Source organism: Ectopseudomonas toyotomiensis (assembly GCF_900115695.1).
Taxonomy (GTDB): Bacteria; Pseudomonadota; Gammaproteobacteria; order Pseudomonadales; family Pseudomonadaceae; genus Aquipseudomonas; species Aquipseudomonas toyotomiensis.
This window is the reverse complement of sequence record NZ_FOXK01000008.1, coordinates 203,616-224,491: the sequence shown is the minus strand read 5'-3', so window position 1 is coordinate 224,491 and position 20,876 is coordinate 203,616. Positions and strand designations below refer to the sequence as shown.

Here is a 20,876-nt window from a genome sequence, read left to right as displayed (position 1 = left end):
GGGCTCGAACGAAAACGCCGCGACTGATCGCGGCGTTTTTGTGGGGGACGTTCAGAGCGTCGCGGCTGAGCTCAGGCGTCGCGACTGCTTGAGGAACAGCGTCAATTCGCGCGCCGGCAGCGGTTTGCTGTAGAGGTAGCCCTGACCCTCATGGCAGCCCTGGGCGATGATGTAGGCCTCCTGCTCGGCGGTTTCCACGCCTTCGGCGATCACTTGCATGCCCAGGCTCTTGCCCAGTTGGATGATGGCGCGAACGATGGTGGCGTCGTCTTCGTCTTCGAGCAGGTCCTGCACGAAGCTCTTGTCGATCTTGATCTTGTCCAGCGGCAGGCTTTTCAGATAGCTCAGCGAGGAATAGCCGGTACCGAAGTCGTCGATGGCGATCAGCGCGCCGGAGCGGCGCAGGCTGAGCAGGTGCTGGGCGGCGGTGCTGATGTCTTCCATCAGGCCGGTCTCGGTGACTTCCAGCTCCAGGCTTTTGGGTGGCAGGCGGTAGACCTGCATGAGATTGTTGACCACGCGCGGCAGCTCGGCGTGGTGCAACTGCACGGTGGACAGGTTGATGGCCATGCGCAGATCGCTGAAACCCTGATCATGCCATTCGCGCAGTTGACGGCAGGTCTGGTCGAGGATCCATTCACCGATGGGAATGATGGTGCCGTTCTGCTCGGCCAGCGGGATGAACAGGTCCGGTGCAACGAAACCATGTTGCGGGTGCTGCCAGCGCAGCAGCGCTTCGACGCCGACCACGCGGTGGTCGCGGTAATCTATCTGGGGCTGGTAGACCAGGTGCAGCTGGTTCTGCGCCAGGGCATCGCGCAGATCCTTTTCCAGCTCACGGCGGCGGCGCATCTCGCTGTCGACGCTGGCGATGTAGAACTGGTAGCGATTGCGCGAACGACTCTTGGCCAGGGTCATGGTCTGTTCGGCTTTCTGCAGCAGCTTCTCGGTGCTGTCACCATCTTCCGGGAACAGGGTGATGCCGATGGTGGCGCGCAGGCGCACTTCGTGCTGGTCGAGCAGGAAGGGCAACTCCAGGTCGTCGAGTACGCTCTGCGCCAGTTCGGCGGCTTCGTAGGGTTGTTCGATATCGGCTTGAACCAGGGCGAACTGGTCACCGCCCAGACGGGCCAGTGCGCCGAGACGACCGCTATGGCTGCGCAGGCGGTCGGAGAGTGCGAGCAGCAACTGGTCGCCGCTCTGGTAACTGAATTGTTCGTTGATGCCCTTGAAGTCATCCAGGCCGACGCAGAGCACGGCGACGCGACGCTGCAGGCGGCCGGCATCTTCGAGAATCTGATCGAGCTGCTGTTGCAGTTGTTGGCGATTGGGCAGGCCGGTGAGGAAGTCGTACTGAGCCATGCGTAGCAGGCTGTTCTCGGCTTCACGGCGCAGATGAGTGTTGCGCTCGATGGAGGCCAGCAACTGGTTGGCGGTGTTGATCCACAAACCCAGCTCGTTCTTCTCGTTGCCCTTGAGCATGGGCAGCTTGTGTTCGCTGGGTCGGTCGGGATTGATGTTGGTGAGGTGCTCGATGATCTTCGACAGTGGTTTGGTCAGCAGCCAGTGATAGACCAGATAAAGCACCAGGCCCATGGCCAGGGCGCGCAGCACCCCTGAGATGAAGATGATCACCGAGTTGGTGACGAAGCTTTCGCCGTAAGGCGCCGTATCGAGGGTGATGTTGAGGTCACCGTAATACTCGCTGTAAGGGCCGCGGCCGACCAGTTTGGTGGCGAACAACTGCTCCTGACCGAGTATCGGGTCGGTCAGCCAGCGAGTCGGCATCTGTGCCAGATCGCGAGTGCGCTCGGCCAGCATGGGTTCGTTGGGGTGGCCGATGGAGGCGTGACGCACCGATTCGTGCTGGAACAGCCCCTCGATCACCTGCATGCCCATCTCGCGGTCCAGGCTGTATACCGCCTGGGTCGAAGGGTCGCGGAACATGCCGAGGATGCGATGGGCATCGTTGGCCACCGCCTGACGTGTCTTGTAGGCGTCGAAGACAATCTGCGCACAACTCAATACCACCCCTACTACGAGTGCTGACAACAGCACCACGCGGAGCAACTTGAGTGACAAGCTGTTCTTCAATTCCAGCTTCAAAGGCAATTCCTTATGTCGATGCTTGCAGCGTCAGTCAGACGAGAGTATTGGCAATCTAGGCCTGGCCGTCAAAGGGCCATCATGCCTGGTGGCACTATTTATCCCACAAGGAACGCTCCTGGTGCGAATCGCCGCTTGGAGGCCGACTCACTGCTCTGTGTCGGTGCGATTGCGCCGTACTTGAACAGCTTTTGTCATATTGACCGTCCGTCGTTGTTACGCCCTATGACGCGCCACCTGCCGTCTGCTTGGCCGCTGGCACAAGAGTTGCGAAGGCCGGGCATCGACCGGGAGGGGACTCGTGATGAAAACGCTCATGCTGTTGCTCGTCGCTGTCAGCTTTGCCCCACAGGCCCATGCCGCCAGCGAAGAGGCCGCCAATACGGCCTGGCTGGTGTTGGCCAGCGTGCTGGTGTTCTTCATGCAGGCGGGTTTCGCCCTGTTGGAGAGCGGCATGTCGCGGGCCAAGAACGCAGTCAACGTGATGATGAAGAACTACATGGACTGCTGCGTTGGTGGCATCGTGTTCTGGTTGTTCGGCTTCGGCCTGATGTTCGGTGCCAATGTCACTGGCTGGTTCGGCATGAGTCACTTCGCGCTGAATGACGGCGAGCCCTGGGACTACACCTTCCTGCTGTTCCAGATGATGTTCGCCGCCACCGCTGCGACCATCGCCAGTGGTGCCATGGCCGAACGCACGCGGTATGGCGCCTATCTGGTTGGCGCGGTGCTGATCAGCGGTGTGATCTATCCGATATTCGGCAGCTGGGTGTGGGGTGGTCTGTATGGCGGTCAGGGGTGGTTGGCCAAGCTGGGTTTCATCGATTTCGCCGGCTCGACCGTGGTGCATAGCATCGGTGCCTGGTGCGCACTGGCAGGGATTCTGGTGCTCGGTCCACGTCTCGGACGTTTCGCTCCTGATGGCGAGGCGCGCTTGATCCCAGGGCACAATCTTGGCCTGGTGGCATTGGGCGGCTTCATCCTCTGGGTGGGCTGGTTCGGCTTCAACGCCGGCAGCAACCTGGAAATCAGCAGCAGTCTTGGCTTGATCGCCCTGAACACGCACCTGGCTGCGGTCGCTGGTGCGCTCGGCGCTCTGCTGGCACAACGCAGCACGGCCAGCCCGGTGCTGCTGACCACCACGGTGAATGGCTCGATTGGCGGGCTGGTCGGCATCACCGCCGGTTGCGCCAGCATGGCGCCGGGTTTCGCGCTGCTCAGCGGTCTTGTCGCCGGTTTCGTCGTGGTCTACGGCATGCGTCTACTCGATCGCCTGCGGCTCGACGATGTGGTCGGTGCGATTCCGGTCCATGGGTTCGCCGGTATCTGGGGCACCCTGGCAGCCGGCCTGTTCTATCAGGGTGACCTGTTCAACTGGGAGCGTGTCGCGGTGCAGGCATTGGGGGCTGCGGCAGCCTTTCTCTGGGCCTTTCCGGTTGCTCTGGTGTTCTACTTCCTGTTGGCCAAGACCATGGGATTGCGGGTTTCGACCCAGCATGAGCAGCGTGGGCTGGATTTTGCCGAGCATGCCGAGGTCGGTTATCCGGAGTTCAATCTGACGCAGACCTTCGACAGCGAGCAATGGTCGAGGAGGGGCTGAAGATGAGATTGAGCCTGCGCCGTCGCGCGATCTACACCGGCCTGGCCGGACACTTTTCGGATGAAGAGGTCTGGCCACTGCTGGCCCTGTGGGAAAACAAGTACGCCGAGCAACCGCCGTTCGCTCTCAATGAATTTCTCGCCGAGGTGGTGCTGCGTACCGAGCGCAAGCTCGAACGCGCACGCCTGTATCGCGAGCTGGTTGGCGCCCTCACGGGACCACCCTCGCAGCTGTTGCCTGACCCGGGGGAGCAACTGGCCGCCTGGCGCCAGGGACGCAATGAGGCCGTAAGGCAAGTGGCGACTCCGGATAGCGCCGCGCAAACGACCTTTCTGGCCCTGAACGGGGCCTTGCTGGAGCAACTAGATGGCGCGCAGCAGGCGGCGCTGAGGCGCTTTGCCGCCGGCAACCTGTCCGGTATGGGGGTGAGTTCCGAGCTGTCGACGCGTTTGCGTATCTGGTTGGAGCAGGGGGGGAGCGACGGTATCGCCAACCTGGGACTGGAGCAACTGCGCAAGCTGCTGAACCTGCTCTATATCGGGCTCTGCGAGTTTCTTGGGCCGGTACGTGCCGACCGTGTACTGAGCCAGGCGGTCAACCGTGTGGAGGAGCAGGGGGTGGAGTTTTCACCACGCAGATTGCTCTAGCCGCGCAGCCGTGATGCAGAAACGAAAAACCCGGCCTGAAGGCCGGGTTTTCGCATTACGGGGCTGAGATTCAGGCCGCGTAGTTCTGGGCGACGAAGTCCCAGTTGACCAGGTTCCAGAACGCCTCGACGTACTTCGGACGCAGGTTGCGGTAGTCGATGTAGTAGGCGTGTTCCCACACGTCGCAGGTCAGCAACGGCGTGTCGCCGCTGGTCAGCGGGCAGCCAGCGCCGATGGTGCTGGCCAGGGCCAGGGAACCGTCAGCTTTCTTCACCAGCCAGCCCCAGCCGGAACCGAAGGTGCCGATGGAGACTTTGCTGAACTCTTCCTTGAACTTGTCGAAGGAGCCGAATGCAGCGTTGATGGCGTCAGCCAGGGCGCCGGTCGGCTGGCCACCGCCATTCGGCGACAGGCAGTTCCAGTAGAAGGTGTGGTTCCACACCTGAGCGGCGTTGTTGAAGATGCCGCCCGAGGAGGTCTTGACGATTTCTTCCAGGCTCTTGCCTTCGAACTCGGTGCCCGGCACCAGGTTGTTCAGGTTCACGACGTAGGTGTTGTGGTGCTTGTCGTGGTGGAATTCGAGGGTCTCGGCGGAAATGTGCGGCTCGAGGGCATTCTTTTCGTAAGGCAGCGGCGGCAATTCAAAAGCCATGGTCTATCTCCTACTCAGGTCGTGTGCGGTATGCGCAAGGCCGATCACGGGCGGCCTATAGGCGGCGTCGAGTTTGTACTCTTTGCGCCGCAGACTCGGGATCATAGCACCCGACCACGGCCATAACCACGCAACATCTGTGTGGGAAAGCCGGTGCCAGGGCCTTTGCAGCATTGGGTTCGACAGCCGCAGGCGCCAGCAGTTGCCTCTTTCGGCGCGGTCGCGCCGAAACGCCAACAGGCTTTAAAGTGCGCCGGCTTTCTTCCAGGCCAGATAACTGCTTACCAGCTCCGGGCCCAGTTCGCCCGGGCGGGCGTCGAGCACCGGTACTTCATGGGCAGCCAGACGTTCGTGCAGGTCGGCGCGGGCATTGAGGTAGTCCAGCGTGCCACAGTAGGCCAGGGCCTGATCGAATTGCTCCACGGGTGTTTGACGCAGACGATCCAGTGCTTCCTCGCGCAGGCTGGCGATCAGCACGCGATGCTGGCGCGAGAGGCGACGCACGGCCGCGAGCAGGTCCTGATCGTCTTCGTCGCGCAGGTTGGTCACCAGCACCACCAGCGAGCGGCGGCGCTGACGCGCCAGCAGCAAGTCGGCAGCGGCGCTGAAGTCGGCCGGTTGCTGGCTGGTATCCAGGTCATAGACGGCGTTGAGCAGCACGTTCAATTGCGCAGGGCCTTTGACCGGCGCCAGGTAACGCGACTGGTTGCCGGCGAAGGTCGCCAGGCCGACGGCATCGCCCTGGCGCAGCGCGACGTAGCTGAGCAGCAGGCAGGCGTTGAGGGCGTGATCGAAGTGCGACAGCTCGTCGTCCTGGCTGCGCATACGGCGGCCGCAGTCGAGCAGGAAGACGATCTGCTGGTCGCGTTCGTCCTGGTACTCGCGAGCGATGGGGGTGCGCTTGCGGGCAGTGGCCTTCCAGTCGATCTGGCGCAGGGTGTCGCCATCACGAAACTCGCGCAGCTGGTGAAACTCCAGGCCCAGGCCGCGACGCGGGCGCTGGCGTACGCCCAGCTGGCTCAGCCAGTCATCCACGGCCTTGAGCTGTGCGCCGTAGAGGCGCGCGAAATCCGGATAGACGCGGCTTTCATCAGCCAGCGGCAGCAGGCGCTTGGCCTGCCACAGACGCAGCGGGCTGGGCAGCTTCAGCTCGCACCGGGCGAAATGGAAGTGCCCGCGGACCAGCGGCTTGAGGCGATAGCTGACTTGTGTCTGCTGGCCGGGGTGCAGGGTGATGCGTTGCGGCAGGAAATCGAATTCCATGCCTTCAGGCACATGGTCGAAGACTTCGATTTCCTGGGTTTGAGTGAAGTCGTGATGAGTGATCAGTTGCACCTCGCTCCAGCGCCCGAGCGGCAGGTTGCCGGGCAGCACGCGCTCCAGACGCGGCGAGTGCTGGCGACGCAGCCACAGGGCATCGACGGCGGCGATCAGTGCCAACGCCAGCAACAGCCCCCAGGTCATTGGCATCAGGCTGTCTGCCAGGCGCATGCCGAGCAGGGGCAGGGCGCCGAGCAGCACGGCAGCGGCGAACAGGCCGCCGAGCAGCCCGAGGAGCAGGCGCGAAGGTTTCATAGGCGCGGTGCCGGTACCTGATCGAGCAACTGTTGCAGCACCTGATCCACCGACAGGCCTTCGATATCCAGCTCCGGCGCTAGACGCACGCGGTGGCGCAGCACGGCCAGCGCGCAGCTCTTGATGTCATCCGGCAGGACGAAATCGCCACCGCGCAGCAGCGCGCGAGCACGGGCGCCGCGTACCAGGGCGATGGACGCACGCGGCCCGGCACCCATGGCCAGGCCCGGCCAGCTGCGGGTGGCGCGGGCCAGGCGTACGGCGTAATCGAGCACCTGATCATCCAGTGGCAGATCGCTGGCTATCTTCTGCAGGGCCAGCACATCCTTGGCTTGCAGCAGGGTGCGCAGCGGGCTGACTTCGAGCATGTCGGCCTTGGCCGAGCGGGTCACCTGGCGCACCATGTTCAGCTCTTCATCCTGCTGCGGATAATCCATGCGCAGCTTGAGCATGAAGCGGTCCAGCTCAGCTTCCGGCAGCGGGTAGGTGCCTTCCTGCTCGATCGGGTTCATGGTCGCCAGCACCATGAACGGTAGTTGCACCGGCAGGGCGCGGCCTTCCAGAGTCACCTGGCGCTCCTGCATCACTTCCAGCAGGGCGGCCTGGGTCTTGGCCGGTGCGCGGTTGATTTCATCGGCCAGCAGCAGGTTGGTGAACACCGGGCCCTTGCGCAGCTTGAACTGCTCGCTCTGCATGTCGTACACGGCATGGCCGGTGACATCGCTGGGCATCAGGTCCGGGGTGAACTGGATGCGTGCGAACTCGCCGCCAAAGCAGCGCGCCAGCGCGCGCACCAGCAGGGTCTTGCCCAGGCCTGGCACACCTTCGACCAGCACATGGCCACCGGCGATCAGCGCGGTCAGCACGTCGTCGATCACCGCGCTCTGGCCGATCACGGCCTTGCGCAGCTCGGCGCGCAGGGCCTGGGCCAACTGGCTGGCACGCTGGCGCTGCTGCGCTTGCGGGTTGCTCGACGTGGCGGCAGGGGGTTCCTGCACCGGCAGGTTGTCGTTCTCGGGGATCTCGCTCATAGGGCATTCCTGAGGGTTTGCAGGTGGGCGACCTGGCGGGTGAAGTCACTGGCGGAAAGGCGCTGCGGCGGCAATGGGCGCATGGCCTGGCTGATGTCCTTGGCGGGCAGGCGGGTCAGGCGACCGAGAACCTGCCACTGCTCGGCGACGGCGAGCTTGTCGAAACCTGGGTGGCGGCGCCGTGCGCGGCGGTTGATGTCTTGTTGCAGGCCTTTGAGCAGGCTGTGCTGGCCGCTGCGGCGGAGCAGGAAGTCGGCACTGCCACGCAGGTGTTCCTCGAGCTGGCGCCGTGCTCGGCTGGCCGGTGCCTGCAGCGGGCCGTGGCGCATGCCAACGTGCCACAAGGTGGCGATGATCAGCAGGGCCAGCACCAGCAAGGCCAGCGGGAAATGGCGCAGCAGCAGGCGCGCCAGACCATCGCTGTCGGCGTGGTAAAGCAGGGTCACGGCGCTGTCCTGGCTCAGATACCAGAGCAACCAGGCATGGTCGTACTCGTTGATATTGCGGTTCTGCCAGATCCACGGGTCGCTCAGTACGGTGATCAGTCCGTCGCCGTGGTAAAGCTGCAGCAGGTGCGTGGCAGAATCGCTATTGGCCCAGGCGTGCGCACGGTTCTGCGCATCGTACAGGTGAAAATCGGTGTCGAAGGCGATGTAGGCCGGGGCCTGTTCGTTCTCCAGGTAGAGTTTGGTGAGTTGCGGGTAGGCTTCGTGCTCTTCGTTCTGCTCGTTTTCCGCTTCTGCCTCACTGGCTTCTTCGTCGTCCAACTCGTCACTCATGTATTGCTGGACGCCGAGCAAATCGAGCAGCAGGTCGCCGCTCTTGCCTTCCTCTTCGTCCCACAGGCGTTCGGCGATGAACAGCAGGTGACCGCCGCCCGCCGTCCATTGCAGCACGCGTTCGACCTGACGTGGCGTCATGTTGCCGCGGTCGGCCAGCAGCATCAGGGTCTGGCCTTCGCTGGGCAGGCCATCGAGCACATCCAGGCCTTCGGCGCGGCGTGCGGCAATGCCCTGTATGCGCAGGAAGTGCTCGGCAGCCAGGTAAGGGCTGCTGGCAACCTCGGGGGCCGGGCCGTGCTCGATCACGTCTTCATAGGATTCGAGTTTGCCCAGCACGTAGCTGGCGAGCAGCCCCAGTACCAGCAGCAGGGCGATGGCGAGGATGAAACCGGCGCGCCGACTCATGCCGCGTGCTCCTGACCGAACAGGCTGCGCCAGCCCTGACACAGGCCCTGACGCAGCGATTCGGCAGGTAGGCGGTGACCATAGGCCAGGGCCTGCCAATGCAGGGTGAGCTGACGACTGTAGTCCTCCAGGTTCTGCTGCCCGAGGCCGGCGACCAGGTGCAGCACTTCGCCTTCGGTGTGCGACTGCTTCAGGGGCAGGCGGTGTTCGTGTAGCAGGCGGCTGAGCAGGGCGCGATAGAGCAAGCCGAGGGCTGCGCGCGGTTGTTCGGCCCAGAGCCGCTCAGCTTCGCTGGCGACATCGGCGGGCAGCGTTTCCGGCGCCAGTTCGAGCCCGAACAGCTGCTGTGGTGCGGCCTGCCGTCGCCGCGTCGGCAGGCCGATTCGTTCGCCAAAGGCCTGCAGCCACTCGCGGTAGCGCCACAAGACGAAGGCCAGCAGCGCGGTCAGCGCCGCCCACAGCAATACTTCGAAGACTTGCGCGACGACATCCAGGCTCTTCCACCATTCGCCGAGTTTGAGCAGGTTCTTGAGCATGTCGAGGAAGGCTTCGATGTCTTCCGGTTTGGTTTCTTCCGCGGGCTTCTCTTCGCCCAGGCGCCAGCGGGTGACGGTTTCGCGGTGCTGGAAGGGCGGTTCGTCGAGCAGGGCTTCGATGCTTTCACGCGCGGCCTGGCTGCTCAGTGGCTGCTGGAGCAGGCGTGGGGCGTCGGGGCCTTGCGGGTCAGCCTGCTTGGCCTCCTCGCTGGCGGCTGGCGCTGGGTCGGCCCAGGCTTCGCTGGGCAACTGAGTCAGCAGCAGGGCGCAACCAAGTAGCAGGGCATAGGCGCTGCCGGTCAGGCGTTGGCGCAGGCGACGGAAGGTCAGTTCGATATCCCAGGCTTCCAGGGCGGTGCGGCGGTTGAGGTAAAGGGTGAAGCCGCAGGCGACATAGACCGGTTCCCAGATGATCAGCAGCAGCACATAAAGCAGGTTGGACAAGTGTTCCAGCCACAGCCACTGGCCGCTGCTGGCGGCGATCAGGCTTTCCCAGGTCCAGTTCAGTTCCACCTGGTGTGGCAGCATCAGATAAAACAGGGCGACCAGGCCCATCCACAGGGCAATTTCCAGATGCATGCCGACCAGCGTCAGCCAGGTGGCAGCGGCGCTGTCGCGCTGACCGAGTACCACCAGGCGCTGGCTGCGTGCCTGACCGGCCAGGCCCTCGAGCTGCAGCACGGGTAGATCGAAGCTGCGCGTCGGGCTCAGGCGGCGCCAGGTCAGGCTGGCCAGCAATTGTGGCCATAGCAGTTTCGGCAGTGCGCGCAGGGCCTGGCTCAGCGAGGGTGTGTTGCCGAACAGCGCTTGCGACAGGATATACAGCGGCAGGCGCTCATAGGCCGGCTTGAGCCACCAGAAGACGAAGATGGCCCAGCCCGGGTACTGCCAGAGCAAGGCGCAGAGCAGGGCGAACAGCGGCAGCGTGACCAGCGCCCAACTGGCCATCAGCAGGCCGGCGTGACGACGGGCGAGCAGCACGCCGAGGTCGATGGCTTCCCAGGCGCTGCGCGGGCGGATGGCAACGCTGGCTTCAGTCAGGCGCATGCTGCCTCCGGCCGGCCAGCAGCAGATAACCCAGCACCAGCGCCCAGAGCCCGGCACCGACGGCGTACTTGACGTTCGGGCTGGCGAAGGTGGTGGATGACCAGAAGGCCTCGATGAAGGCGGCCAGCAGCAGGAACAGGATCACCCCGGCGACCAGCTGTATCGCCTTGCCTGCAGCCAGGCGCGAGGCCTCGCCACGGGGCAGACGGCCGGGGGCGAGCAGTGCCCAGCCGAGCTTGAAACCGGCTGCGCCCGCCAGGGCAATGGCGGTCAGCTCGAAGGCGCCATGGCCGATGACGAAGGACCAGAACGGCTCGCCGTAGCCGATGCGTGTCAGGTGGCCCGCCACCGCGCCGATCATCAGGCCGTTGAACAGCAGGAAGAACAGGCTGCCGAGACCCAGTAGCAGGCCGCTAGCGAAGGTCTGAAAGGCGATGCCGATGTTGTTCATGATGTAGAAGCCGAACATCACCCAGTCGTCGCCCGAACCGCGTTCGCTGAAGCGGCCGAGGCGGCGCGCGTCGGGATCGTACATGTGCTCCATTTCGCTGACCTGGTCGGGGCTGACCAGACTGAAGATCAGCTCGGGATAGAGATAGGTCAGCAGCCCCATCAGGGCCAGGCTGCCGAAGAACAGCAGGCTGGCCACGCATACACTGCGCCATTCGCTACGTACCAGACGCGGGAAGCCGCCGAACAGGAAACGGATCGTCTGCGCGCCGAGATGGCTGCGATGGCGATAGAACTGCTGGTGGCCGCGCATGGCCAACTGCTGCAGTTGATCGATCAGGTGGCTGCTGTAGCCGCGTGCCTGAGCCAGGGCCAGATGCTGGCACAGCTGCCGGTATCTGGCGGCGAAGCCATGGTAACTCTGTGCTTTGGACTTGCCGCGCTCAAGGGCTTCGAGCTGGCTGTTGAAGGCATCCCAATCCGGCTGATGGCGACTTTCGAACAGGCTCTGCTTCACGATGCGCTCCCCAGCAGGCCACGGGCGATGCCGTTGAGGCGCGGTTCGGCCTGTTCGGCAGGCACTTGTAGCGGCTCGGCCAGCAGCGCCGCCAGCTCCGCTCTGCGGGCGGCGGACAGCTGGCTGCCACGTTCGGCAAAACCAAGAATGGCGCGTTGTTCGTCAAGGCTGAGCGGGAAGGGCGCTGGCAGCGGTTCGGCGTCGGCGAGCAGCGGTTTGCTCAACGGCGCATCGCGATAGACCACCAGGGTGCCGGCGGCGATATCGCCGAGGCGCTTGAACGCCGGGTGGTTCAGGCAACTGATGATGCCCAGGGTGTAGCCAAATGGCAGGATATCGACGAAACGCAGCAGGTTGCGTGTCAGTGAAGCGGCCCAGCCGATTGGCGTACCGTCATCGTGCACCACGCGCAGGCCGAGCATCTGCTTGCCGGGAGAGCGGCCCTGGTTGAACACCTCGAACAGCACCATGTACCACCAGGTCACGAGAAACAGCAGGATGGTGCCCAGGCCCATGCCGAACTGACCGAGCAGGCCGAGAACGATGAACATAACCATCAGGATCAGGCCACGAATGGCCAGGTCGATGGCGAACGCCAGGGCGCGCGGCACCAGCCCGGCCGGTCGCAGATGCAGATCGATACCTTCCGGCGTTTCGACCTGGTAGCGAGTATCCAGGGGAGGCTGGTTGAGCGGAAGGCTTGCGCTTGAGCGTGAGTACATCGGCGGACTGCATCAAGGAAAGCCCGATGCTAGCTAGCAGCGGGCCACGAACGCAACCGGGCCAGTGAACTGGCCCGGTCACGTCGACTTATTGGCTGGCCTTATTGGGCGGCAGGCAGTACGCCAAAGATGGTGCGATACAGCACACCCATGGCCACGACCATCAACGGAATGCTCCACACCAGACCGATACCCAGCGGGATGGCGCTGACCATGACGATCAGGCCGAGCAGCAGGAACAGGCCGAAGACCTTGAACCAGTGCTGGGTGATGGCCTTGCGCGAGGCTTCCAGTGCCTGCCAGGGCGACAGACCACGCTCGACCACCAGCGGAATGGCCAACAGATAGGCCACGGCCAGGTAGATGCCGGGAATCAGCAGCAGGATCATGCCGAGGTAGATCAGCAGCATCATCACCACTGCGGTGATGATCAGCGGTACGGTGCGCCCGAAGTGGCTGAAAATCTCGTTGAAGCTCAGCGGCTGGTCGGCGGCACGGCGAATGCCGACCATGTTGATGCCGGCCATGAAGGGGTAGGCCAGGGCCGAGGCCAGCAGCGAAATCAGGATCTCGCCGACGAATACCAGAAACAGGTTTTCGCTCAGGGCGCCGAAGATGCCGACAACGCCGCCGAGGATGAAGGTAGCGGCCAGCAGCACCACATAGAACACCAGGAAACCACCGATGATAATGCCTTTGGTGCCCTTGACCTTGCTCCAGGATTCGCTCAGCAGTTCGCCGATACTGAAGTCATAACCGCGTGCCAGGGCTTCTTCGATGCTCGGTGTCTGGTTGGACGGCGTCTGTTGCAGGTCGCTGGTGGGAGCGGCATAGGGATTGGGGGTGATCGCGTCACTCATGGTTGCATCCTTGTAAGTAGAGTGGGGAGACTGGCAATGCTAGTGGTTACGGCTCTCGCCCGACAAGTGCAGCGAGCCTGGCGGTGCAACGGCTGTGCGCTGGTTCATGCTTTGGCCGGCGACGGCGAGCCTGGAGGTGAATGATAGACTGCCGACAACTTTATGTTCGGTACGGAGCCGCCAATGACTTCCAGCATCTTCTGGTACGACTACGAGACCACCGGTATCAATCCGCGGTGTGACCGCCCGCTGCAGGTGGCGGGTATCCGTACCGATGAGGCGCTGAACGAGATCGGCGAGGCGCTGAACATATACTGTCGCCCCAGCGACGACATCCTGCCGCACCCCGCAGCCTGCCTGGTGACCGGCATCGATCCGCAGCACCTGCAGCAGTTGGGGCTCGACGAGGGCGAGTTCATGACCCGGGTGCATGCCGCGCTCTCGGCGCCCGGTACCTGTGGCGCCGGCTACAACAGCTTGCGCTTCGATGACGAGGTGACGCGCTACAGCCTCTATCGCAACTTCTTCGATCCTTACGCGCGTGAGTGGCAGGGCGGTAACAGTCGCTGGGACCTGATCGATCTGGTGCGCACCGCTTATGCGTTGCGTCCCGAGGGCATCGAGTGGCCTGAGGACGAGGGGCGGGTATCGCTCAAACTGGAGCGCCTGACCCAGGCCAATGGTATCGACCATGGCCAGGCTCACGATGCGCTGTCCGACGTGCGCGCCACCATCGGCCTGGCACGGCTGCTGCGTGACCGACAGCCAAAGCTTTACGACTTTCTCTACCAGCTGCGCAGCAAGCAGCGAGTGCTGGACCAGATTCGCCTGCTGCAGCCGCTGTTGCACATTTCCGGACGTTTCTCTGCTGCACGTCATTATCTGGCGCCCGTGCTGCCGCTGGCCTGGCATCCGCGCAATCGCAATGCGCTGATCGTCTGTGACCTGCAGGCCGATCCGTCACCCTTGCTGAATCTGGATGCCGACACGCTGCGTAGTCGTCTCTACACGCGCCGCGAGGACCTCGCCGAGGGCGAGTGGCCGGTGCCGCTGAAGCTGCTGCATATCAATCGCTGCCCGGTAGTGGCGCCGCTTTCGGTGCTGCGCGAGGCAGATCGGCAACGCCTGCAACTGGATTGGTCGATGTGTGAGCGCAATGTCGAGGTGCTGAAGAATCAACAACCGCTATGGCAGGAGAAACTAGCGGTCATTTACCGTGAAGAGGCCTTTGCAGGCAGTAACGACCCTGAGCAACAGCTTTACGATGGGTTTATCGGGGATCGTGACCGTCGTTTGTGTGAACAGGTGCGTGGTGCTCAACCCGACGCATTGGCCAACGAAAAAAAATGGCCGTTCGATGATGCGCGACTGCCAGAGTTATTGTTTCGTTATCGGGCGCGTAATTTCCCTGCCAGCCTGTCAACCGCTGAATCTCAACGCTGGGAAGAGTTCTGCCGACAGCGTTTGAGCGATCCAGAGTTTGGTGCGCCCAATACCCTGACTCAATTTCACGCGGCGTTGGAGCAGTTGCGTGCGGGCTGCAACCCGGACCAGTTGCAACTTCTGCAGCAGTGGCAGGCCTATGCGCAGGCGCTGCAGGCGCGTTTTGCCGTGAGTCCTGCTGGCGTTTAAGCGGACAACAGGCAGTCAGAGCGATGCGCAGAGGCGATGGCCGCGTCTGTGTGTTGTTAAGAAAAATGCAGGGGACGGGAACTTTTCGCTCGTTCAGCGTTATTGCCGATGCAGGCAATTGCCCAAAACTGTTTCGCCTGAAAAACATCGGCAATAAAAAACGCCAGCGTGGCTGGCGTTTTGGGTCGCGCTCAGGAATTAGCCCAGCAGAGTGGCCCAACCTTCGACGACGTCGGCGCCCCACTTGGCTTTCCACTCTTTCAGAGTTTTGTGATTGCCGCCTTTGGTTTCGATAACTTCGCCGCTGTGCGGGTTCTTGTACTGCTTGACCTTGCGCGCACGCTTGGCAGCTACAGGCTTGCTGGCACGTACACCTTTGCCGGTTTTGGCTTCAGGATCGAGCAGGGCAATGATGTCGCGCAGCGACTTCTGATATTCGCCCATCAGGGTGCGCAGCTTGCCTTCGAATTCCAGCTCTTTCTTCAGCTTGTCGTCTTGCGACATGTTCTTCAGACGCTCTTGGAGCTCTTTGATGCTTTCTTCGATGTTGCGGTATTCGTTGATCAGCGACATGGGCATTACCTTGGCGTGAATAAGTCTGTGGTAGTCAACAGTGGTCTAATAATAGTCATGCACTTATAGCAAGTAAACAGCAGGCCACAAAATAACTGCAGTGCAATGCAACGCTATGTGTCGCTCAGGCTTAAATTTAATCGGCTACTGCAACTAGGCCATGAAGTTTTCGCTGCGCGCAAATAGGGCACTTTCCGGGCGCTCAGTCGCGGGCTTGTGCAGGCGCATGGCTGCTGCAGTTTTGTTGGCATGCCGTTAGAATGGCCGACTTTTTGCGCCGCCATTGGGGTTTTAGTTATGCGCACGTTCAGATTGGTCATCTCCTGCCCTGACCGCGTCGGCATCGTTGCCAAAGTCAGTAATTTCCTCGCTACCTATAACGGCTGGATTACCGAAGCCAGTCACCACTCCGATACACAGAGTGGTTGGTTCTTCATGCGTCACGAAATCCGTGCCGACTCGCTGCCGTTCGATCTGGATGGCTTCAAGCAGGCGTTCTCGCCCATTGCCCGCGAGTTCTCCATGGAGTGGCGTATCACCGATTCGGCGCAGAAGAAGCGCGTGGTGCTGATGGCCAGTCGTGAGTCGCATTGCCTGGCCGATCTGTTGCACCGTTGGCACAGCAATGAACTCGATTGCGAGATTCCCTGCGTGATCGCCAACCACGACGATCTGCGCAGCATGGTCGAGTGGCATGGCATTCCTTACTTCCATGTTCCGGTCGATCCCAAGGACAAGGCCCCGGCCTTCGCCGAGGTGGAACGCCTGGTCAAGGAACATCGGGCCGATGTCATCGTCCTGGCGCGCTACATGCAGATTCTGCCACCGGCGCTGTGCGCCGAATTCGCCCAGCGGGTGATCAACATCCATCACAGCTTCCTGCCGTCGTTCGTCGGTGCCAAACCCTACCACCAGGCTTCGCTGCGCGGCGTGAAACTGATCGGCGCCACGTCGCATTACGTCACCGAGGAGTTGGATGCCGGCCCGATCATCGAGCAGGACGTGGTGCGCGTGACCCATCGCGACGATATCGAGGAAATGGTGCGTCTGGGCAAGGATGTGGAGAAGATGGTGCTGGCGCGTGGGCTACGCTATCACTTGGAAGACCGAGTGCTGGTGCACGACAACAAGACGGTGGTGTTCGACTGATCTTGCTGCGTGGGCCGGCTCGATGTACGTCAGAGGAGAACGCCCATGCTCAAGTCCATCAAGGTGCGCGACTACATGACTCGCCATCTGGTGACCTTCAGGTCGGATACCGATCTGTTCACCGCCATCAATCGATTGCTGGAACACCGGATTTCCGGTGCGCCGGTGGTCGATTCCCAAGGCCACCTGATAGGCCTGCTGTCGGAGGGTGATTGTCTGCGTGGCATCCTTTCCGGCGCCTATTACGAGGCAATCGGCGGGACAGTCAGCACCTATATGACCACCGAGGTGGAGACGGTCACCCCCGAGGCCGACATCATCGAGTTGTCCGAGCGTTTTCTGCGGGGACGGCGGCGGCGTTTGCCGGTAATCGAACACGGTCGTCTGGTGGGGCAGATCAGCCGTTGCGACGTGTTGCGCGCCGTGAAAGAGTTCGCCCAGCACGAGCAGGGCTCCCTGGAAGTCAGCTGATGGAGGTTCGAACGGCATGACCGATCCACTGGAAAAGGCCACCTCAAAGGCGCCGCCGACCCTGGGTGAAGGCTGCGTAAGGCGATACGACCCTGATGCCCTGAGCGAAGAGGACGGGACCGAATTCGCCGATGCCGCCGAACTGTGGCGTCAGCTGCAGGAGCAGGCCGAAGACAAACCTGAGCATGAGCGATAAACAAGAAGGGCGCCGTGGCGCCCTTCTTTTTGCTGGCTATTTCAGATTCGGAAGCTGTCGACCATCTGCTTGAGGCGTGCGGCCTGCTGCTCCAGATCGCCGCAGGCGCGCAGGGTGGCCTGCAGGTTTTCCACGCCCTCCTGGTTGAGGGTGTTGATCTCGATGATGTCCATGTTCAGTGACTCGATTACCGAGGTCTGTTCTTCGGTGGCGGTGGCCACCGACTGGTTCATCCCATCGATCTCGCCGATGCGGGCGGTCACCGTGCCCAGCCGTTCGCCAGCCTGATTGGCGATGTCCACGCTCTCCTCGCTGTAGCGCTGGCTCTCGGTCATGGTGGTGACCGATTCTCGTGATCCGACCTGCAGTTCTTCGATCATTTTCTCGATTTCCTGCGCCGACTCCTGAGTCCGGTGTGCCAGGTTGCGCACCTCGTCGGCGACCACGGCGAAACCGCGCCCCGCCTCGCCGGCACGAGCCGCCTCGATGGCGGCGTTGAGTGCGAGCAGGTTGGTCTGCTGGGAGATGCTTTTGATCACTTCGAGGATCTGGCCGATGTCCACGGTCTTGCTGTTGAGCATCTCGATCTTGGCGCAGGCGTCGCTGATCTTGTTCGACAGTTCACTCATCGAATGGATCGCTTGTTGCACGACCTTGCCGCCATCTTCTGCCTGATGGCGGGCATCCGATGCCTGGCTCGAGGCGTCGGCGGCGTTGCGGGCGATTTCCTGTGCAGCCGCACCGAGCTGATTGATGGCAGCTGCCACGCTGTTGGTGCGGCTGGCCTGTTCGTCGGAGTTGACCATCGAGGAGTTGGAGGCATTGACCACCAGCTTGGCTACTTCGTTGACCTGTACGGTGGCCGATGACACTTCACGGATCGAGCTGTGGATACGTTCGACGAACTGATTGAAAGAGCGCGCCAGGGCGCCGAATTCGTCATTGGACTGGATAGCCAGACGCTTGGTCAGGTCGCCTTCGCCTTGGGCGATGTCGTACATGGCTTTGCCCATGGCAGTCAGCGGTTGCATCAGCACCCGGATCAGCAGGCCGAGCAGGGCAATGATCAGCACTACGGCAATCACCGTGACGATGATGGCCGAGGCGCGGAACTCGGTGAGCATGGCGTAGGCCTTGGCCTTGTCGATCGACAGGCCAATATGCCAGCTGACCGAGGGCAGGCCCTTGACCGGGGTGAAGGTGAGGATACGGGTGTTGCCGTCGAGCTGCGTCTCGCTGAATTCACTGCTGATGCGCGGGGTGTCCTGCGGATAGATGTCCTTGAGGTTCTTCATCACCAGGTTCTTGTCCGGGTGCACCAGAACCTTGCCATCGGCGCTGACCAGAAAGGCGTAGCCGATGCCGTCGAAGTCCAGTGCATTGATGATGTTGACCAGGGTCTGCAGGCTGAGGTCGCCACCGACCACGCCAGCGGGCCTGGCCGGGGTAGCGATGGTGATGATCAGCTCACCGGTGGCGGCATCGACGTAAGGCTCGGTAAGGGTGGTGCCGCCAGCGGCCAGGGCGTCCTTGTACCAGGGGCGCGTGCGTGGGTCATAGTCGGCGGGCATCTGCTCGTCCGGGCGCATGGTAAAACCGCCGCTTTCGGTGCCCAGATAGGTAAAGGCGAAGGAAGAGGTCAGCGCCTTCTGCTCCAGCAGTTTGACCACGCGATCTGGCTCGCTGTCGTTGCTGATCGACTGCGCTGCGCTTTCCACCAACAGGATGCGTCCGGACAACCAGTTCTGGATGTTGCTGGCGGTCACGTTGCCCATTTCATGCAGATAGCTTTCCAGGTCTTCACGGATGGCGTTGCGCTGCAGGTAATCGTTGTACAGGGTGAATAACGAGAAGGCGGCAATCACCACCAGCGAGGCTGCGAGCAGAATCTTGTGGCTGAACTGCAGGTTTTTGCTCATGTTGTCTTGCGTCCGGATGGCTCTGGAACCAGTCTTGTATTCCACGGCTGCGCTTGTAAGAGCGTTTTCGCGGGCTGTTGCGGCAGATGGGGTGGGTATTTGTTCTGCTGTTTGTGTCGGTATAACTGCAGTAAAGCTTTAACCCAGGGGATGGCAAGATGCCTTTGAATTCACAGTTCGTATTGGGTGCTGGCAGTGATGGTCAGGCGGTTGGTCAGCCTTTGCGCCTGGCCAACCGTCACGGTCTTATTGCCGGTGCCACCGGCACCGGCAAGACGGTGACCCTGCAACGGCTGATCGAGACCTTCAGCGACGCCGGGGTGGCGGTGTTCGCCGCTGATGTCAAGGGTGATCTGTGTGGCCTGGGCGCCGCTGGCGCACCGCAAGGCAAGGTCGCCGAGCGCATCGCCAGCATGCCCTGGCTCAATCACCAGCCGCAGGCCTACCCGGTGACGCTGTGGGACGTACATGGCCAGAGCGGCCACCCGCTGCGCACCACGCTCAGCGAGATGGGGCCGTTGCTGCTCGGTGCCCTGCTCGAGCTGACTGACAGCCAGCAGGCGGCTCTCTACGCAGCGTTCAAGGTGGCTGACCGTGAAGGTCTGTTGCTGCTCGACCTGAAAGACCTGAAGGCGCTGCTCGGCTATCTCAAGGACAATGCGCAAGTGCTGGGCGCGGACAGCGCACTGTTCACCAGCACCTCGGCGCAGGCGTTGTTACGTCGTCTGGCAGGGCTGGAGCAGCAGGGCGCCGAGGCCCTGTTCGGCGAGCCGGCGTTGCAGCTCGAAGACCTTCTACACCCTGACCGTGATGGCCGCGGACGCGTGCATCTGCTCGATGCTTCCCGCCTGGTGCATGAGGCGCCCAAGGTGTACGCGACCTTCCTGTTGTGGTTGTTGGCCGAACTGTTCGAGCAACTGCCGGAGCGCGGTGACGCCGACAAACCGGTACTGGCGCTGTTCTTCGACGAGGCGCACCTGCTGTTTCAGGGCACGCCCAAGGCACTGCAGGAGCGTCTGGAACAGGTGGTGCGGCTGATTCGCTCCAAGGGCGTTGGGGTGTATTTCGTCACCCAGTCGCCGAGCGACCTGCCGGATGATGTCCTGGCTCAGTTAGGTCTGCGTATTCAGCACGGCCTGCGCGCGTTCACGGCCAAGGAGCAGAAGGCCCTGCGCGCAGTGGCCGATGGTTTTCGCCCGAACCCGGCGTTCAGCACGCTCAGTGTGCTGACTGAACTTGGCATTGGCGAGGCGTTGGTTGGTACGTTGGAGGAAAAAGGCACGCCGGCGATGGTTCAGCGCGTGGCCATCGCGCCACCGCAGTCGCGCATCGGCCCGCTGAGTGAGTCCGAGCGTGCAGCATTGGTGCGCCAGTCGCCGTTGGCTGGGCGCTACGACAAGCCTGTCGACCGCGAGTCGGCCTATGAACTGCTCACTGCGCGTGCCGAGCAGGCGCGCAATGACGCGCCAGTCAAGGTGGCGGGGAAACAGAAGGCGGAACCGGGGCTGGGCGACATGGCCAGCGATCTGCTTGGCAGCGCGATGAAGAGCGCGCTGCGTCAGGCTGCCAACCAGATTGGCCGGCAACTGGTGCGGGGGCTGATGGGGTCGCTGACGGGTAGCAGGAAGCGTTAGGCAAGCGCTGAAAAATCGTCATTCCCGTGCAGGCGTGAATCCAGAGCAATTGGACTCTCGCCTTCGCGCAGTGGCTGTAGAAAGCCTTTTTCAGAACCTACCCGGCTGCGGGGAACCTGGGGGAGTGTCGCTAGCCGGCGGTTTCGTCGGCAGCGTCCTGCTTGTCCTGGCGTTCTTTCTCGATTTTCTCGATTTCTTTCTCGAAGGCCTGGTCGAGCAGACTGGGTTTCTTGCGCCAGGGTTTGCGGTCGGGGTCCGGCTGAGCGGCGTAGGTGATGACTTCTCCGCCGTATACATCCTTGTAACGCTGCGCCTGGCGCTCGAGTTCGGCGCGCAGTTCGTCTTTCGTCACTGTTTTTACCTGTAGGTTGT

Annotated in this window: 19 protein-coding genes; 7 read left to right on the top strand and 12 right to left on the bottom strand. The window is 62.4% G+C overall.

Annotated elements, in window-relative coordinates; translation table 11 throughout:
- Positions 1-51: 51 nt before the first annotated feature.
- On the bottom strand, positions 52-2,106 hold the full coding sequence (locus tag BM186_RS17850) for a putative bifunctional diguanylate cyclase/phosphodiesterase (RefSeq protein ID WP_072425838.1): 2,055 nt from the start codon (positions 2,104-2,106) through the stop codon (positions 52-54).
- A 304-nt stretch (positions 2,107-2,410) separates the two neighbouring features.
- Here BM186_RS17850 and BM186_RS17845 point away from each other — a divergent pair, with 304 nt between their 5' ends.
- The gene (locus BM186_RS17845; protein ID WP_083431623.1) at positions 2,411-3,706 is read left to right on the top strand and encodes an ammonium transporter; all 1,296 of its coding nucleotides are present in this window, start codon (positions 2,411-2,413) and stop codon (positions 3,704-3,706) included.
- Positions 3,707-3,708: 2 nt separating this feature from the next.
- Positions 3,709-4,353 carry a hypothetical protein gene (locus BM186_RS17840; protein ID WP_074917169.1) on the top strand — a complete coding sequence of 215 codons (645 nt, stop codon included), beginning with the start codon at positions 3,709-3,711 and terminating at the stop codon, positions 4,351-4,353.
- 70 nt (positions 4,354-4,423) lie between these two features.
- On the opposite strand, the gene BM186_RS17835 is transcribed toward BM186_RS17840, so the two are convergent.
- From BM186_RS17835 to BM186_RS17800, 8 genes are all read right to left on the bottom strand, one after another.
- A complete protein-coding gene (locus BM186_RS17835) occupies positions 4,424-5,005 on the bottom strand; it encodes a superoxide dismutase (RefSeq protein ID WP_003462535.1) in 582 nt (193 codons plus the stop codon).
- 243 nt (positions 5,006-5,248) lie between these two features.
- Complete coding sequence (locus BM186_RS17830) at positions 5,249-6,580, bottom strand: DUF58 domain-containing protein (protein ID WP_074917071.1); 1,332 nt, start codon at positions 6,578-6,580, stop codon at positions 5,249-5,251.
- Positions 6,577-7,611 (bottom strand): AAA family ATPase, encoded by a 1,035-nt coding sequence (locus BM186_RS17825; RefSeq protein ID WP_074917069.1) that lies wholly within the window; start codon positions 7,609-7,611, stop codon positions 6,577-6,579. The genes BM186_RS17830 and BM186_RS17825 overlap by 4 nt, the downstream gene beginning before the upstream one ends.
- Positions 7,608-8,798: a DUF4350 domain-containing protein gene (locus BM186_RS17820; RefSeq protein ID WP_074917067.1), complete on the bottom strand. Its 1,191-nt coding sequence runs from the start codon at positions 8,796-8,798 to the stop codon at positions 7,608-7,610. Before BM186_RS17820 ends, BM186_RS17825 begins: the two co-directional genes overlap by 4 nt.
- On the bottom strand, positions 8,795-10,381 hold the full coding sequence (locus tag BM186_RS17815) for a DUF4129 domain-containing protein (protein ID WP_074917065.1): 1,587 nt from the start codon (positions 10,379-10,381) through the stop codon (positions 8,795-8,797). The genes BM186_RS17820 and BM186_RS17815 overlap by 4 nt, the downstream gene beginning before the upstream one ends.
- Positions 10,368-11,348, bottom strand: coding sequence for a stage II sporulation protein M (locus BM186_RS17810; RefSeq protein ID WP_074917063.1), 981 nt, complete (start codon positions 11,346-11,348; stop codon positions 10,368-10,370). The genes BM186_RS17815 and BM186_RS17810 overlap by 14 nt, the downstream gene beginning before the upstream one ends.
- The gene (locus BM186_RS17805; protein ID WP_074917061.1) at positions 11,345-12,070 is read right to left on the bottom strand and encodes an RDD family protein; all 726 of its coding nucleotides are present in this window, start codon (positions 12,068-12,070) and stop codon (positions 11,345-11,347) included. The genes BM186_RS17810 and BM186_RS17805 overlap by 4 nt, the downstream gene beginning before the upstream one ends.
- 101 nt (positions 12,071-12,171) lie before the next feature.
- Positions 12,172-12,930 (bottom strand): DUF975 family protein, encoded by a 759-nt coding sequence (locus BM186_RS17800; protein ID WP_074917059.1) that lies wholly within the window; start codon positions 12,928-12,930, stop codon positions 12,172-12,174.
- A gap of 183 nt (positions 12,931-13,113) precedes the next feature.
- Between BM186_RS17800 and sbcB the strand changes: the two genes are divergently transcribed.
- A complete protein-coding gene (gene sbcB, locus BM186_RS17795; protein ID WP_074917057.1) occupies positions 13,114-14,562 on the top strand; it encodes an exodeoxyribonuclease I in 1,449 nt (482 codons plus the stop codon).
- 198 nt (positions 14,563-14,760) lie between these two features.
- On the opposite strand, the gene mvaT is transcribed toward sbcB, so the two are convergent.
- Positions 14,761-15,135 (bottom strand): histone-like nucleoid-structuring protein MvaT, encoded by a 375-nt coding sequence (gene mvaT / locus BM186_RS17790; RefSeq protein WP_017675049.1) that lies wholly within the window; start codon positions 15,133-15,135, stop codon positions 14,761-14,763.
- A 297-nt stretch (positions 15,136-15,432) separates the two neighbouring features.
- Here mvaT and purU point away from each other — a divergent pair, with 297 nt between their 5' ends.
- The 3 genes from purU to BM186_RS17775 are packed head-to-tail and all read left to right on the top strand — an operon-like array spanning position 15,433 to position 16,951.
- The gene (gene purU, locus BM186_RS17785) at positions 15,433-16,284 is read left to right on the top strand and encodes a formyltetrahydrofolate deformylase (RefSeq protein WP_017675048.1); all 852 of its coding nucleotides are present in this window, start codon (positions 15,433-15,435) and stop codon (positions 16,282-16,284) included.
- 45 nt (positions 16,285-16,329) lie between these two features.
- A complete protein-coding gene (locus BM186_RS17780; protein WP_017675047.1) occupies positions 16,330-16,755 on the top strand; it encodes a CBS domain-containing protein in 426 nt (141 codons plus the stop codon).
- 16 nt (positions 16,756-16,771) lie between these two features.
- Positions 16,772-16,951 carry a hypothetical protein gene (locus BM186_RS17775; RefSeq protein ID WP_074917055.1) on the top strand — a complete coding sequence of 60 codons (180 nt, stop codon included), beginning with the start codon at positions 16,772-16,774 and terminating at the stop codon, positions 16,949-16,951.
- Between the two features lie 41 nt (positions 16,952-16,992).
- Here BM186_RS17775 and BM186_RS17770 read toward each other — a convergent pair whose 3' ends face one another.
- Positions 16,993-18,870: a methyl-accepting chemotaxis protein gene (locus tag BM186_RS17770; protein ID WP_074917053.1), complete on the bottom strand. Its 1,878-nt coding sequence runs from the start codon at positions 18,868-18,870 to the stop codon at positions 16,993-16,995.
- Positions 18,871-19,028: 158 nt separating this feature from the next.
- On the opposite strand from BM186_RS17770, the gene BM186_RS17765 reads away from it, so the two are divergent.
- Positions 19,029-20,504, top strand: coding sequence for a helicase HerA-like domain-containing protein (locus BM186_RS17765; protein ID WP_074917051.1), 1,476 nt, complete (start codon positions 19,029-19,031; stop codon positions 20,502-20,504).
- Between the two features lie 130 nt (positions 20,505-20,634).
- Here BM186_RS17765 and BM186_RS17760 read toward each other — a convergent pair whose 3' ends face one another.
- Positions 20,635-20,856: a hypothetical protein gene (locus BM186_RS17760; RefSeq protein WP_017675043.1), complete on the bottom strand. Its 222-nt coding sequence runs from the start codon at positions 20,854-20,856 to the stop codon at positions 20,635-20,637.
- Positions 20,857-20,876: the final 20 nt, after the last annotated feature.